Genomic DNA, 13,478 nt, shown 5'->3' with positions numbered 1-13,478 from the left:
GGGCGGTCCGCCATCGAACCGGACCTCGGGCCCTGGGTCAAGACACAGTTCGGACCGGCCGTGGCGATGGCCGCCGGGTGCACAGCGGGCAGGAGACGACGGGCGTGGTGACACAGCGGGGGAGGCGCGACGGAGCGGACTCCCCGGGCCGGGTGCCACGACGGCCCCGCCGTCAAGCCGCCCCGGACGCCGACAACGCGCCCACCGCCGAGATGCCGGCAGTCCCGGCCGAGCGCACCGGGGATGCCCCCGAGGCCGTCCGGGCGAAGCAGATCCCCGAAGCCGCCGTCGCGCGGCTCGCCGTCTACCTCCGCGTGCTGTCCGGAATGTCCGAACAGGGCGCGACGACCGTTTCGAGCGAAGAACTCTCGCAAGCCGCGGGCGTCAATTCCGCGAAATTGCGCAAAGACCTCTCTTACCTCGGCTCGTACGGCACGCGTGGGGTCGGCTACGAAGTCGGCGTCCTGGTCAGCCAGATCGAGCGCATCCTCGGCCTCACCCGGCAGCACAAAGTGGCCGTGGTCGGCATCGGCAACCTCGGCCACGCGCTGGCCAACTACGGCGGCTTCCCGGGCCGCGGGTTCCCGGTCGAAGCCCTGTTCGACCTGGACCCCGACCTGATCGGGGTGCCGGTCGGCGGGCTCCCGGTGTCGCACATGGACGACATCCCCCGGGTGTGCGCCGAGCGCGGCATCTCCATCGGCGTCATCGCCACCCCGCCCACCGCCGCGCAATCGGTGTGTGACCGCCTGGTCGCGGGCGGTGTCCAGTGCATCCTCAACTTCGCCCCGGTCGTGTTGCAGGTTCCTGCTCACATCGAGGTCCGCAAAGTGGATTTGGCCGTGGAGCTGCAGATACTCTCGTTCCATGTGGCCCGCCGCGCGGACGACGCCGGCAATCAGGGCAATTCCGGATTACCCGGCACGGGCCTGCCGTCCGAGAATGGCCACGGCGGGCGGAACGGGTCGGGTCCGGACGGCGGACGGGAAATGGTGGTGCGCTCATGAGCGTGTTGGCGGTCGGTCTTTCGCACCGGAGTGCGGAGCTGAGCACGCTGGAGCGCGTCGCGGTCCCCGCGCCCGAGGTCGGCAAGCTGCTGCACGAGCTGCAGCAGGCCGAGCACGTCAATGAGGTCATGCTCGTCTCGACGTGCAACCGCATCGAGGTCTACGCGGTCGTCGAGACCTTCCACGGCGGCCTCAACGACGTCACCGACGTCCTGTCCCGCCAGGCCGGGATGGAACCCGCCGAGCTCTACGACAGCCTGTACGTGCACTACGCCGGGGCGGCCGTCGAGCACCTGTTCTCGGTCACCTCGGGCCTGGACTCGATGGTCGTCGGCGAGACGCAGATCCTCGGCCAGGTCCGGTCCGCCTACGCCACCGCGCGCGAGGTGGGCACCGTCGGCCGCACGCTGCACGAGCTGATCCAGACCACGCTGCGCGTCGGCAAGCGCGTGCACAGCGAGACGGGCCTCGACCAGCTCGGCGCGTCGGTCGTCTCCGAGGCGCTCGCCGCGGCCGGGGACGTCGCCGGCAAGCACGCCGTCATCGTCGGTGCCGGTTCGATGGGCGCGCTGAGCGCGTCGCAGCTGCGCAAGGCCGGGATCGGCGAGATCACCGTCGCCAACCGCACCGACGCCCGCGCCCGCCGCCTCGCCGCGAACGTCACCGAGCAGGGCGTGCCCGCCCGCGCGATCCCGCTGTCCGGGGTCGCCGAAGCGGTGCGCGACGCCGACATCGTGATCTGCTGCACCGGCGCGCAGGACGCCGTCTTCGGCCCGGCCCACGTGCTGCCGCGCGGCGGACGTGCCCTGGTCGTCTGCGACCTCGGCCTGCCCCGCGACGTCGACCCGGCGGTCGGCGAGCTGGCCGACGTCCGCGTCGTCGACCTGGCCACCATCCAGCGCCGCATGCGCGAGGCAGGGACCCCGACCACCGAGCGCCAGACGGCCAAGGCGACCGGGATCGTCCTCGACGAGGTCCGCGACTACCTCGCCGGGCAGCGCAGCGCCGAGGTGACGCCGACCGTGACCGCGCTGCGCCGCCGCGCGGCCGAGGTCGTCGACGCCGAGCTGCTGCGGCTGGACAACCGCCTGCCCGAGCTGGACGGCGCGGTCCGCGAAGAGGTCGGCCGCACGGTCCGCCGGGTGGTCGACAAGCTGCTGCACGCGCCGACGGTGCGGGTCAAGCAGCTGGCCGCCGAGACGGCCGACACCGACTACGCGAACGCGTTGCGAGAACTGTTCTGCCTCGACCCGCAGGCACCCGCCGCGGTGGCGAGCCCGAAGCCCCCACCAGAGAAGAAGTAGCAGTGACCAGAGTCATTCGCATGGGTACGCGCGGTTCGAAGCTCGCGCTGACCCAGACCGGGACCGTGGCCGACGCCCTGCGCGCCACCGGCGTCGAGGTCGAGATCGTCAAGGTGACCACGCCCGGCGACAAGTCGCTGGCCCCGATCGCGACGATCGGTGTCGGCGTGTTCACCTCCGCGCTGCGGGAAGCCTTGCTGCGCAACGAGGTCGACGTCATCGTCCACTCCTACAAGGACCTGCCGACGGCGCCGGAGCCGGGCATCACGCTCGCCGCCGTGCCCCCGCGCGAGGACCCGCGTGACGCGCTGATCGCGCGCGACGGGCTCACGCTGGGCGAGCTGCCGCCGGGCTCGACGGTGGGCACCGGCTCGGCCCGGCGCACCGCGCAGCTGCGCGCGCTGGGTCTCGGTTTGGAAATCGTGCCGATTCGCGGCAATATCGACACCCGCATGCGCAAGGTGACCGACGGCGAGCTCGATGCCGTGGTCCTGGCGCGTGCCGGACTGGCCAGGGTCGGCCTGGTCGAGGCGATCACCGAGACCCTCGACCCGATCCAGCTGCTGCCCGCGCCCGCCCAGGGCGCGCTGGCGGTGGAGTGCCGGTCCGCCGACGTGGACCTCGAGCAGCTGCTCGCATCCACTTTGGACGACGAGGGCACGCGGGCCGCGGTGACGGCCGAGCGAGCCCTGCTGGCCGCGCTCGAGGCGGGGTGCAGCGCGCCGGTGGGCGCGCTCGCCGAGATCGTCGAAGATCTCGACGCCGACGGCAAGGTCGTCGAACGGATCTCGCTGCGCGGCACCGCCGCGGCCGAAGGCGAGAACGGCGCGGTGGACATGGTCCGGGCCTCCGCGCTGGCCGACAAGGACCAGGCCGCCCAGCTGGGCAAGGACCTGGCCGCCGAGCTGCTGGACCTCGGAGCCGGAGCCCTCTCCGGACCCGCGCAGTAGCGCTCTCGCGAGCGCTTCTCAAGACGTAGGAGACCCTGCGGCTGTGCGATCCCGCACGGCCGCCGCAAGAGGAGAAACGCACAGATGACCCCCGCGCGAAAGACCACCGGGCGCGTAGCGTTCGTGGGCTCCGGCCCCGGCGACGCCGGCCTGCTCACGGTCCGTGCCCAGGAGCTGCTGACCAAGGCCGAGGTCGTGGTGACCGACCCCGACGTCCCGCAGGCGGTGCTGGCCATGGCCGCCGAAGGCGCCGAGGTCCGGCCCGCCGTCGGCGAGGCCGCCGAGGTCGCCAAGGACCTCACCGCCGAGGCCAAGGCCGGCCGGCTCGTGCTGCGCCTGGTCGCGGGCGACCCGCTGACCACCCCGGCCGTGGTGGCCGAGGTCCAGGCGGTCGCGCGCACGAGCGCCGTGTTCGACGTCATCCCGGGCGTGTCCCCGGGCGCGGCCGTCCCGGCGTACGCGGGGGTCGCCCTGGGCGGCACGCACACCGAGGTCGACGTCCGCGGCGAGGTCGACTGGGCGGCGCTGGCCGCCGCGCCCGGCCCGCTGGTGCTGCACGCGACGTCGGCGCACCTCGCCGAGGCGGCGGGCGCGCTGACCAGCAACGGCGTCCCGGCGTCGACCCCGGTCGCGGTGACCGCGAACGGCACGATCAACACCCAGCGCACGCTGGACACCACCCTCGAGAAGGTCGCCAACGACGCGGGCGAGCTCGTCGGGCCGCTGATCGTCACGATCGGCCAGGCCGCCGGGCACCGCTCGAAGCTGTCGTGGTGGGAGTCGCGCGCGCTGTACGGCTGGAAGGTCCTGGTGCCGCGCACCAAGGAGCAGGCGGGCGAGATGGCCGAGCGCCTGCGTGGCCACGGCGCGACGTCGCACGAGGTGCCGACGATCTCGGTCGAGCCGCCCCGCAGCCCGGCGCAGATGGAGCGTTCGGTCAAGGGCCTGGTCGACGGCCGCTACCAGTGGATCGTCTTCACCTCCACCAACGCGGTCCGCGCGGTGTGGGAGAAGTTCGAGGAGTTCGGCCTGGACGCCCGCGCGTTCTCCGGCGTGAAGATCGCCTGCGTCGGCGAGTCGACCGCGGCGAAGGTGCGTTCGTTCGGCATCATCCCGGAGCTGGTCCCCTCCGGTGAGCAGTCTTCGGAAGGCCTGCTGGCCGAGTTCCCGCCGTACGACGACGTGCTCGACCCGGTCGACCGCGTGCTGCTGCCGCGGGCGGACATCGCCACCGAGACCCTGTCGGCGGGCCTGCGCGAGCGCGGCTGGGAGATCGACGACGTGACGGCGTACCGGACCGTCCGGGCCGCCCCGCCGCCCGCCGAGACCCGCGAGATGATCAAGACCGGCGGCTTCGACGCGGTCTGCTTCACCTCGTCCTCGACCGTGCGGAACCTGGTCGGCATCGCGGGCAAGCCGCACACCCGCACGCTGGTGGCGTGCATCGGCCCGAAGACGGCCGAGACCGCGGTCGAGTTCGGGCTGCGGGTGGACGTCCAGCCGGAGAAGGCGGACGTGCCGCACCTGGTGGACGCGCTGGCCGAGCACGCCGCCCGGCTTCGTGCTGAGGGCGCGCTGCCGCCGCCGCGCAAGGCGAAGCGGGCTCGCCGCTCCTGAAGTACTGCGTGACGAAGGCCGCCCCGGTTCGCCGGGGCGGCCTTCGCTCGTTTCAGCGGGGGTTGTCCTTGCGCCACTTCAGGTAGTCGGCCACCGAGGCCGGGACGTCGAACTCGGGCTTGAAGCCCGTGTCCTCCGTGAGCCGCGAGATGTCCAGGTACGGGCCGTTCGCGCCGCCCGGCTGGAGGGTCACACCCAGCGCCGAAGCGAACTCGCCGTACGTGAACGGGCGGCCGCTCGACACGTTGTAGACCTCGTGGTTCAGCGTCGGGACCGTGGTCAGCAGGGCGATCGCGCGGCCCGCGTCCGGGGCGTAGCAGACGTCGCCGCCGTCATCGGCGTGCATGGGCGAGGTTCCCGTGTTGACCAGCGAGGGGATCGGGCAGAACGGCGACCGCGGATCCACCAGCGGGCCCCAGATCGTGCCGATCCGCAGCACCACCGGCTGAACGCCGCTGCCCGCCAGGCCGTGCGTCGTCAGCGGCTCGACCGCCTTCTTGTACGCGATGATCAGGTGCGGCAGAGACGCCGTCGGCAGCGCGAGGTCTTCGGTCCACGGAACCTCGGGACGGCCGATGTACACACCCAGACTGCTCGCGACGGCGAACCGCCGGACACCCCAGGCGCGGGCCGCGTCGAGGGCGTTGAGCAACCCCGCGGTGTCCGTGCGGAAGAACTCGACCGGGTCCTCGCCCGGGATGCTGCCCGCGAGGTGGACGATGTCGCTGATTTCGTGACGCGCGCCGAGCGCCAGGAACGCGTCGCGGTCGGTGACGTCGAGCTGTTCGACCGTGACCCGCCCCTCGAGGAACGACGGGACCTCGACCCGCCGGTGGGCGGTGACGACGACGTCGTGGCCAAGATCGAGCAGGGCGCGGGCGGTGTGGGCGCCGATCATGCCGAGCCCGCCGGTGACGAGGATCATCGCGCCAGGCTAGGCACCCCGAACCGGGGGTTCTTGAACGAATCGCGCAGGAACGGCAGGTAGGACGCCGAGTGGTCGTGGCCGCACGCGCACTCCTCGACGCTGCCGCCGAGCAGCTCCCGCGGGGTCAACCCGGTCAGCCGGAGGCACTCCCGGCCGAGGTGGGCCTGGTCGGCGTACCCGGCGTCGGCGGCGAGCCCGGCCGCGCTCCCGGCGCCCGCCTGGGCCAGCGCGAGGAACCCCTGGAACCGCAGCGTCCGCTGGAGGACCTTCGGCGCGACGCCCACCGCGCGCAGGCAACGGCGGCGCAGCTGGCTGGGGGAGAGCGCGAGGTGGCCGGCGACGGTGTCGATGTCGACCGGCCGCCACGGCATCAGCAGCCGCACTGCTTCGGCCACCAGCGGATCCACCGCCGTCACCCGCAGCCGGGCCTGGAGAACCTCGAGGGCGCGCTCCGGGGCCTCGGCCATCGCGTGGGCCAGGTGGTCGTCCCCGAGGTCGACGTGCTGGTCGACCAGCTCGTCGAGGGGCACCGGCAGCGGGGGCGCGGCCCCCGGGTGGAACCGGACGCCGACGAGGGTCGTGCGAGCCGGGATGACCTCGAGCCGGGCCGACGTCAGCGGGCCCAGCAACCGGGGGCGGCCGCCGAGCGGGAAGTGCAGCTCGACGCCGCCGGTCGGCAGGTGCCGCTGGACGTACGGCTCGTCACCGGTGCGCTGGAGCCAGACCGTCCGCACGAAGGGCGCCAGCCGCGGTGCGGGCAGGCGTTCGACGTACTCGGTCACCCCCGTACCGAATCGTCCGCGCGGACCCCGCGTCAAGCACCCTTGCGGAACCCCGGCGATCAGGGCGGGAGTAACTTGGTAAGGGTGTTCCCCGAGCATCGTCCCCGCAGGCTCCGCACCACCCCGGCCATGCGCAGGCTGGTGGGTGAGACGACGCTGCGGCCACGCCAGCTGATCCTCCCGATGTTCGTCGGCGAAGGCCTCGACGCGCCGCGGCCGATCTCGAGCATGCCGGGCGTCGTGCAGCACACCCGGGACACGCTGCGGAAGGCCGCCGTCGACGCGGTCAACGCCGGTGTCGGCGGGCTCATGCTGTTCGGCATCCCGAAGACCCGGGACGCCGAGGGCTCCGGCGCGGTCGACGAGCACGGCATCCTCAACGTCGCCCTGCGCGACCTCCGCCACGAGCTCGGCGACGCGACCGTGCTGATGGCCGACACCTGCCTCGACGAGTTCACCGACCACGGCCACTGCGGCGTCCTCGACGCCGACGGCGCGGTCGACAACGACGCCACCCTGCGCATCTACGCCGAGATGGCGGTCGCGCAGGCCGAAGCCGGGGCGCACGTGCTCGGGCCGTCCGGGATGATGGACGGCCAGGTCGGCGTCATCCGGCGCGCGCTCGACGAGGCCGGGCACCGCGACAAGGCGATCCTCGCGTACTCGGCGAAGTACGCCAGCGCGTTCTACGGCCCCTTCCGCGAGGCCGTCGACTCGCAGCTGAAGGGCGACCGCAAGACCTACCAGCAGGACACCGGCAACGCGCGTGAGGCGCTGCGCGAGATCGAGCTGGACCTCGCCGAGGGCGCGGACATGATCATGGTCAAGCCCGCGCTGTCCTATTTGGACGTCATCAAGGCGGCGGCGGACATCTCGCCGGTGCCGGTGGCGGCGTACAACATCTCGGGCGAGTACGCGATGGTCGAAGCCGCCGCGGCGAACGGCTGGCTGGACCGCGAGCGGACCGTCCTCGAGGTGCTGACGTCGATCCGCCGCGCGGGCGCCGACCTGATCCTCACCTACTGGGCCGCCGAAGCCGCCGCCTGGCTGGACTGACGTACTAGAGTCCTCGCGTGGACGACAAAGAGCGCCTGACCGACGACGAGCGACGCAAGCGCGGCGGGGCACCGGACCCGGTGCTGCCGGGCGAGCAGGCGCCGAAGGTGACGCCGCCGCGTCCGGTGGCCGTGTCGTTCTGGCTGTGGGTGGCGGGCGGAGTCGTGCTGATCCTCGGCTACGTCCAGCTGCTGACCAGCAAGTCGGCGATCATCGACCAGATCGTCAAGCAGACGACCGACCCGAAGTACACGCCGCAGATCATCGCGGACGGCGTCACGTCGCGGCTCTGGTACATGCTGTTCGGCTCGGTCATCTTCGTGCTGTTGTTCCTGCTGTTCGCGTACAAGGCCCGCGAAGGCACCCGCTCGGCCCGGACGGTGCTCACGGTCCTGCCGATCGTGATGCTGCTGCTGATCTTCGTGATCGCGCCGATCATCAACTACCTGACGCTGGTCGCGGTGCTGCTGTTCGTCATCGCGCTGGTGCTGCTGTACCTGCCGTCGGTGGCGGGTTACTTCCCGAAGGCCGGCCGCAAGCCGTGAGCGAACGGCTCTACGCCGAGTCGGGCGTGAGCTGGGGCGCCGTCGTGTGGGGCCCGGTGTTCGCGCTGCTCGGCGCGCTGGCGGAGCTCGCGACGGGCGGTCCGGTGCACGTGGTGGGCTGGCTGGCGGTCGGGTTCGGGCTGTGCCTGATCACGGTGCCGTGGGTGTACGCGCGGCGGCGGTTCCTCTCGCTGGAGGTCACGACGGCGGAGCTGCGGCAGGGGCGGGAGAAGGTCCCGGCCGCGCAGGTGTCGTCGGTGACGGACGTCGGTGCGCCGGTGGGCGCGCGCGTGCTGGGCGGCGGGTGGTCGGTGCCGCGCAAGTACGACTCCCTGCCGGTGAAGCTCGCCGACGGCACGGTGGTGCTGGCGTGGGCGAAGGACGTCGAGGCCCTGCGTGACGCGCTCGACCGGCTCGTCCGGGTGACCGGCGGCCCGGCGGACGAGACTCCGGCTCCCGACTCGCGCGAAGGTCGTGAATGAGTCATTCAGGACCTCCGAAGACCTGAATGAGTCATTCAAGACGCCGCTGCGGCACGCTCCTCGGCAACGCAAGCCCGGCCCGGCCGGCGGCGGGCTGAAGGGTCCTTTGCTCCCGTCAGATGCGAGGAAAGCGCCCTTCAGCGCATCAGATGCGATGAACGTCCCCTTCAGCACGGCCTGAATGAGTCATTCAAGACGTCGTCCGGGCGCGTGGTGGCCCGGCATGAGAAAATCTCCCGCGTGATCGACCTTCCGCAGCCCACCGGGGCCGAGCTTGGCCACCGGAAGAACCCGGCCCGCGCGCTCGGCTGCACAAGCCGTGGCGGACGCTGGTCGCCGTCGTGGAGGTCGTGCTCGCCGTTGCCGCCGGGTGGGGCGCCTACGCCTGCTGGCACAACTCCGTCGCCACCGTCGTGACCCGCACCGATGACGGTGCCGTGCTCGAGTCGCACCGCTACTTCGGTGGGCTGCTCGCCGCCGCCATCGGGCTCGGCACGCTCGCCGCGATCCTGCTGGTCGACGCGGTGCGTCAGGTCGCGCTCGCGGTGCGTGCCCGGCACCGCGAACCCAAAGCCTGATACACAGCTCGCGCACAGCCAACCAACAGTCAATTGCTAAGCGGCGGCACCAAAGTTGCCGCATGACGCGCGTGCGTGCCGCGAAGGCATGGGTGATCAACGGTGCTCTGGTCGTACTGCTGGCCGGGGCGGGTTTCGGGATATACCAGGCGTTCAGCCCCGAACCGAACACGGCGCAGGCACAGACGCGCAGCACGCCGGTCCGGCGCGCGACGGTCACCGAGACCATCTCCGCGGCCGGGACCCTCGCCAGCAGCTACACCGGCGCGGCGAACTTCGCGACGGCCGGCAAGGTCACCTCGATCGACGTCAAGGTCGGTGACGTGGTCAGCGCCGGGCAGAAGCTCGCCACCATCGACAGCACCCAGGCGGCGAAGCAGCTTCAGGTCGCGAAGGCGAACCTCGCGGTGGCGCAGGACAACCTCGACACCGCCGAAGACGCCGAGGATGCTCCGGCCACCGGGCAGAACAGCTCCGCCGCGAACAGCGTCACATCGGCGCAGGCGAAGCTCGACCAGGCCGAGCTGGACGTCCAGACCGCGCAGCAAGCCCTCGACAACACGACGCTCTACGCGCCCGGCGCGGGCACCGTCACCGCGATCAACGGCAGCGTCGGCCAGCAGTCCTCCAGCGGCTCGGCGAGCAGCGGCAGCGGCTCCCAGTCCAGCAGCGGCAGCGGAGGCCAGGGGCAGGGCTCGTCGAGCAGCGCCGCCGCGTCGAGCAGCAGCAGCTCCAGCAGCGGCTTCATCACCATCACGAACCTGACCGGCCTGGTGGTCGACACCTCCGTCGCCGAGATCGACGTCAGCAAGGTCAAGGCGGGCCAGAAGGCCACCGTCACGCTCAACGCGCTGCCGGACAAGCCGATCCAGGCCACCGTCTCCAGCGTCAACCTGACCCCGACGACCAGCGGCAGCGTCGTCTCCTACGGCGCCCAGCTGGCCCTGGCCGACCCGCCGGACGGGCTGCGGCCCGGCCAATCGGCGAGCGTCGTGATCACCGTCGCCACGGCCGAAAACGCGTTGAGCGTGCCCGCCGCGGCCGTGCAGACCGTCGGCAGCACCAACGTCGTCACCGTGCAGGAGAACGGCCAGAACGTCACCCGCCAGGTGCAGGTCGGCCTGCGCGACGAGTCGACCGTGCAGATCACCTCCGGGCTCACCGAGGGCGAGAACGTCGTGCTCACCGCGACGGCCGCGACCAGCGGCACGGGCACCGGCCGCACCGGCACCGGGACCGGCGGGTTCCCGGGCGGCGGCACCGGCGGCTTCCCCGGCGGCGGCCAGCGCGGTACCGGCGCCGGCGGCGGTTTCGGCGGGCGCGGGTGAACCCGGTGATCGCGGTCTCCGGACTGCGCAAGACCTACGGCGAGGGCGAAACGGCGGTGCACGCGCTGCGCGGCGTCGACCTCACGGTGTGGCCCGGCGAGTACGTCGCCATCATGGGCGCCTCGGGTTCGGGCAAGTCGACGCTGCTGAACATGCTCGGCTGCCTCGACGTCCCGACGTCCGGCCAGTACCTCCTGGACGGCTTCGGCGTCGGCAAGCTCAACGAACGGCAACTGGCGTTGCTGCGCAACCGGAAGATCGGGTTCGTCTTCCAGTCGTTCAACCTCGTGCGCCGGACGTCCGCGCTGTCCAATGTGGAACTCCCGTTAGTCTACAGTGGACTCCGGCGCGCGGAACGCCGTCGGCGCGCCCTCGCCGCGCTCGAGATGGTCGGCCTGTCCGACCGGGCCAAGCACCTGCCCAGCGAGCTTCTCCGGCGGGCAGATCCAGCGCGTCGCCGTGGCGCGGGCGCTGGTCACCGGGCCGGCGATGCTGCTGGCCGACGAGCCGACCGGCAACCTCGACCGGCGCAGCACCGAGGACGTCCTCGGCGTGTTCGACCGGCTCAACCGGCTCGGCCGCACCATCGTCGTCATCACGCACGAGGACGAGGTCGCCGAGCACGCGCACCGCGTCGTCCGCGTCGACGACGGCCGCATCGTGTCCGACGAAGTGACCCGCGCGGTGGGGGCGGTCTCGTGAACCTGCTCGAAATCCTGCGCTTCGCCGTGCGCGGGCTCACCGCGAACAAGCTGCGCTCGGCGCTCACCACGCTCGGCATCACCATCGGCGTCGCCGCGGTGATCCTGCTGGTCGCGGTCGGCAACGGCGCGTCGGCGGCCATCGCGGCCAGCATCCAGGGCCTCGGCACCAACGTCGTCAACGTCTCCCCGGCGCGCGGCGGCGGGCAGGGCGCCTCGGCGCGGCCGCTGACCGTTCAGGACGCGCACGCGCTCGTCGACCCGGTCGGCGCGCCCGACGTCAAGGCCGCCTCCCCGGTGGTCAACACGACGGCGACCGCGACCTACGGGCAGACGTCGTACGACATCCCCAGCGTCGCGGGCACCGAACCGGCGTACTTCACCACGACCAACCGCGAACTCGCCCAAGGCCAGCTGTTCACCGGCGAAGACGTCACGGCCGCGCGCAAGGTCGTCGTCCTCGGCCCGACGACGGCGGAGTCGATCTTCGGCACCGCCGACCCGGTCGGGAAGAACGTGCTGCTGAACAGCATCCAGTTCACCGTGATCGGGGTGCTGCAGGCCAAGGGCAGCACCGGCCTGCAGAACGCCGACGACGTCGCCATCGCGCCGATTTCGGCCGTCCAGAACTCACTCGCCGGCTACGGCACCCTCAGCCAGATCGCCGTCCAGGCCGCCAGCGCCGACTCCGTCTCGCTGGCCCAGGCGGAGATCACCGCGATCCTCAACGCGCGGCACGGCATCCGGCTCGGCGGCACCGCCGACTACCAGATCCAGAACTCCGAGCAGCTGCTCGCCACCCGGACGTCGGCGACCGAGACGTTCACCGTGCTGCTGGCCGCGGTCGCGGCGATCTCCCTGCTCGTCGGCGGGATCGGCGTCACCAACATCATGCTCGTCACGGTGACCGAGCGGATCCGCGAGATCGGCATCCGCAAGGCCATCGGCGCGCCGCGCTCGGCCATCCTCGGCCAGTTCCTCGCCGAAGCGACCATGCTCAGCCTGTTCGGCGGGCTGCTCGGCGTCGCGATCGGCCTGATCGGCAGCCGGTTCACCATCTCCGGGATCAAGCCCGTGGTGGTGCCGTCGTCGATCCTGCTCGCCTTCGCGGTATCCGCCCTGATCGGGCTGTTCTTCGGCAGCTTCCCGGCGAACCGGGCCGCCAAGCTGCGGCCGATCGACGCCCTGCGTCACGAATAAGGAGTCTTCGTGTCTTCGTCAACCACTCCGATGAACGCGGAAGAGATCGTCGCCAGCCTGGCGGTCGACGGTGATCTCAACGCCGAAATGCGCCGGGCCGCGAAGCCGTTTTCCCGCACGACGCTGGTGCTCGCCGGGCTCGTCGTGCTCGCGGTCGCCTTCGGTGGCGGCGCCTGGACGCACGCCGCGTTCGGCTCCTCGTCCTCGTCGACGCCCACCCGCCCGTCCGGCACGCAGGCGGGCACCCAAGGCGGGCAGCAGCAGGGCGGCGGGTTCCGCGGCGCGGGCGGGCGGGGCACCACCGGCACGGTCGACCACGTCGACGGCACCACCGTGTACGTGAAAACCGCGCAGGGCACCGAGGTCAAGGTGTCCACATCGGACTCCACCACGGTCGGCGTGACCCAGCAGGGCAAGCTCTCGGACCTCAAGCCGGGCGCGACCGTCGTCGTCCAGGGCCAATCCGGCGAGGACGGCACGGTGACCGCGCAGGCCATCACCCAGCAGGCCGCCCGCTAGGCGAGCGCGATGATCGCGGCGTTGAGGGCGGTCGCGTAGAGGATCCACGCGAGGTAGGGGACCTGCAGCGCGGCGGCGAGCTTCGACCGGCGGCCGAACAGCACGATCGTCACGACCACGACGACGTCCAGCAGCAGGATGTCGGCCAGCGCGAGCCGGGCGGCGCCGCCCTCGAAGAACAATGGCGTCCAGAGCAGGTTGAACAGCAGGCCGACGCCGTACGCGGCGAACCCGCGCGTCTCGCCGTCGGTGCGCCAGTAGAGCCAGCCGGACAGCGCGAGCAGGGCGTACAAAACCGTCCACACCGGACCGAACAGGCCCGCGGGCGGCGCCCACGACGGCAGCTCCAGGCGGGCGTAGACGTCTCGGGCGGACGTCGCGGCCAGCGCGCCGACGACGGCCACCACGGCGACGACCCCGAAGAAACCGGCCAGCACCAGCCACGGGTTGCGCTGCGAGACGCGTTCGGTCACCGGCTGTT

Annotated in this window: 13 protein-coding genes and 2 pseudogenes; 12 read left to right on the top strand and 3 right to left on the bottom strand. The window is 72.0% G+C overall.

Going from position 1 to position 13,478, the window contains the following annotated elements:
- Positions 1–104: 104 nt before the first annotated feature.
- The 4 genes from QP939_RS10025 (at position 105) to QP939_RS10010 (ending at position 4,878) form a co-directional block, all read left to right on the top strand.
- On the top strand, positions 105–1,007 hold the full coding sequence (locus QP939_RS10025) for a redox-sensing transcriptional repressor Rex (RefSeq protein WP_285456367.1): 903 nt from the start codon (positions 105–107) through the stop codon (positions 1,005–1,007).
- On the top strand, positions 1,004–2,311 hold the full coding sequence (locus QP939_RS10020) for a glutamyl-tRNA reductase (RefSeq protein WP_285456365.1): 1,308 nt from the start codon (positions 1,004–1,006) through the stop codon (positions 2,309–2,311). Before QP939_RS10025 ends, QP939_RS10020 begins: the two co-directional genes overlap by 4 nt.
- 20 nt (positions 2,312–2,331) lie before the next feature.
- Positions 2,332–3,261: a hydroxymethylbilane synthase gene (hemC, locus tag QP939_RS10015; RefSeq protein ID WP_285456363.1), complete on the top strand. Its 930-nt coding sequence runs from the start codon at positions 2,332–2,334 to the stop codon at positions 3,259–3,261.
- 84 nt (positions 3,262–3,345) lie between these two features.
- Positions 3,346–4,878, top strand: a complete 1,533-nt coding sequence (locus QP939_RS10010; RefSeq protein ID WP_285456359.1) for a bifunctional uroporphyrinogen-III C-methyltransferase/uroporphyrinogen-III synthase — start codon at positions 3,346–3,348, stop codon at positions 4,876–4,878.
- Positions 4,879–4,930: 52 nt separating this feature from the next.
- Here the strand turns inward: QP939_RS10010 and QP939_RS10005 are convergent, their stop codons facing one another.
- Positions 4,931–5,803, bottom strand: coding sequence for an NAD-dependent epimerase/dehydratase family protein (locus tag QP939_RS10005; protein WP_285456358.1), 873 nt, complete (start codon positions 5,801–5,803; stop codon positions 4,931–4,933).
- Positions 5,800–6,588, bottom strand: a complete 789-nt coding sequence (locus QP939_RS10000; protein ID WP_285456357.1) for a DUF6597 domain-containing transcriptional factor — start codon at positions 6,586–6,588, stop codon at positions 5,800–5,802. Before QP939_RS10000 ends, QP939_RS10005 begins: the two co-directional genes overlap by 4 nt.
- A gap of 84 nt (positions 6,589–6,672) precedes the next feature.
- On the opposite strand from QP939_RS10000, the gene hemB reads away from it, so the two are divergent.
- From hemB to QP939_RS09960, 8 genes and pseudogenes are all read left to right on the top strand, one after another.
- A complete protein-coding gene (gene hemB, locus QP939_RS09995; RefSeq protein WP_285456356.1) occupies positions 6,673–7,644 on the top strand; it encodes a porphobilinogen synthase in 972 nt (323 codons plus the stop codon).
- A gap of 17 nt (positions 7,645–7,661) precedes the next feature.
- Complete coding sequence (locus QP939_RS09990; RefSeq protein WP_285456355.1) at positions 7,662–8,189, top strand: hypothetical protein; 528 nt, start codon at positions 7,662–7,664, stop codon at positions 8,187–8,189.
- A complete protein-coding gene (gene mce1N, locus QP939_RS09985; protein ID WP_285456353.1) occupies positions 8,186–8,671 on the top strand; it encodes a transport-regulating membrane protein Mce1N in 486 nt (161 codons plus the stop codon). The genes QP939_RS09990 and mce1N overlap by 4 nt, the downstream gene beginning before the upstream one ends.
- A gap of 240 nt (positions 8,672–8,911) precedes the next feature.
- Positions 8,912–9,249, top strand: a pseudogene (locus tag QP939_RS09980) (hypothetical protein).
- 62 nt (positions 9,250–9,311) lie between these two features.
- Positions 9,312–10,577, top strand: coding sequence for an efflux RND transporter periplasmic adaptor subunit (locus tag QP939_RS09975; protein WP_285456351.1), 1,266 nt, complete (start codon positions 9,312–9,314; stop codon positions 10,575–10,577).
- Positions 10,574–11,279, top strand: a pseudogene (locus QP939_RS09970) (ABC transporter ATP-binding protein). Before QP939_RS09975 ends, QP939_RS09970 begins: the two are co-directional and overlap by 4 nt.
- Entirely contained in the window at positions 11,276–12,478 is a 1,203-nt protein-coding gene (locus tag QP939_RS09965; RefSeq protein ID WP_285456349.1) for an ABC transporter permease, read from the top strand. The pseudogene QP939_RS09970 and the gene QP939_RS09965 overlap by 4 nt, the downstream one beginning before the upstream one ends.
- A 30-nt stretch (positions 12,479–12,508) precedes the next feature.
- Positions 12,509–12,997 (top strand): hypothetical protein, encoded by a 489-nt coding sequence (locus tag QP939_RS09960; protein ID WP_285459706.1) that lies wholly within the window; start codon positions 12,509–12,511, stop codon positions 12,995–12,997.
- Here the strand turns inward: QP939_RS09960 and QP939_RS09955 are convergent.
- Entirely contained in the window at positions 12,994–13,470 is a 477-nt protein-coding gene (locus QP939_RS09955; protein WP_285456348.1) for a TspO/MBR family protein, read from the bottom strand. The two genes, QP939_RS09960 and QP939_RS09955, sit on opposite strands and share 4 nt — an antisense overlap.
- Positions 13,471–13,478 lie beyond the last annotated feature (8 nt).

It is taken from the genome of Amycolatopsis nalaikhensis, assembly GCF_030264295.1.
In the GTDB taxonomy this organism is placed as follows: domain Bacteria; phylum Actinomycetota; class Actinomycetes; order Mycobacteriales; family Pseudonocardiaceae; genus Amycolatopsis; species Amycolatopsis nalaikhensis.
The sequence above is the reverse complement of the archived record's forward strand: the minus strand, read 5'-3'. Positions and strand labels throughout refer to the sequence as shown.

Excerpts from the sequence above, each read along its gene's own strand:
- QP939_RS10020 (WP_285456365.1), top strand. The coding sequence starts at position 1,004 with ATGAGCGTGTTGGCGGTCGGTCTTTCGCACCGGAGTGCGGAGCTGAGC.
- hemC (WP_285456363.1), top strand. The coding sequence starts at position 2,332 with ATGGGTACGCGCGGTTCGAAGCTCGCGCTGACCCAGACCGGGACCGTG.
- QP939_RS10010 (WP_285456359.1), top strand. The coding sequence starts at position 3,346 with ATGACCCCCGCGCGAAAGACCACCGGGCGCGTAGCGTTCGTGGGCTCC.
- QP939_RS10005 (WP_285456358.1), bottom strand. The coding sequence starts at position 5,803 with ATGATCCTCGTCACCGGCGGGCTCGGCATGATCGGCGCCCACACCGCC.
- QP939_RS09975 (WP_285456351.1), top strand. The coding sequence starts at position 9,312 with ATGACGCGCGTGCGTGCCGCGAAGGCATGGGTGATCAACGGTGCTCTG.
- QP939_RS09960 (WP_285459706.1), top strand. The coding sequence starts at position 12,509 with ATGAACGCGGAAGAGATCGTCGCCAGCCTGGCGGTCGACGGTGATCTC.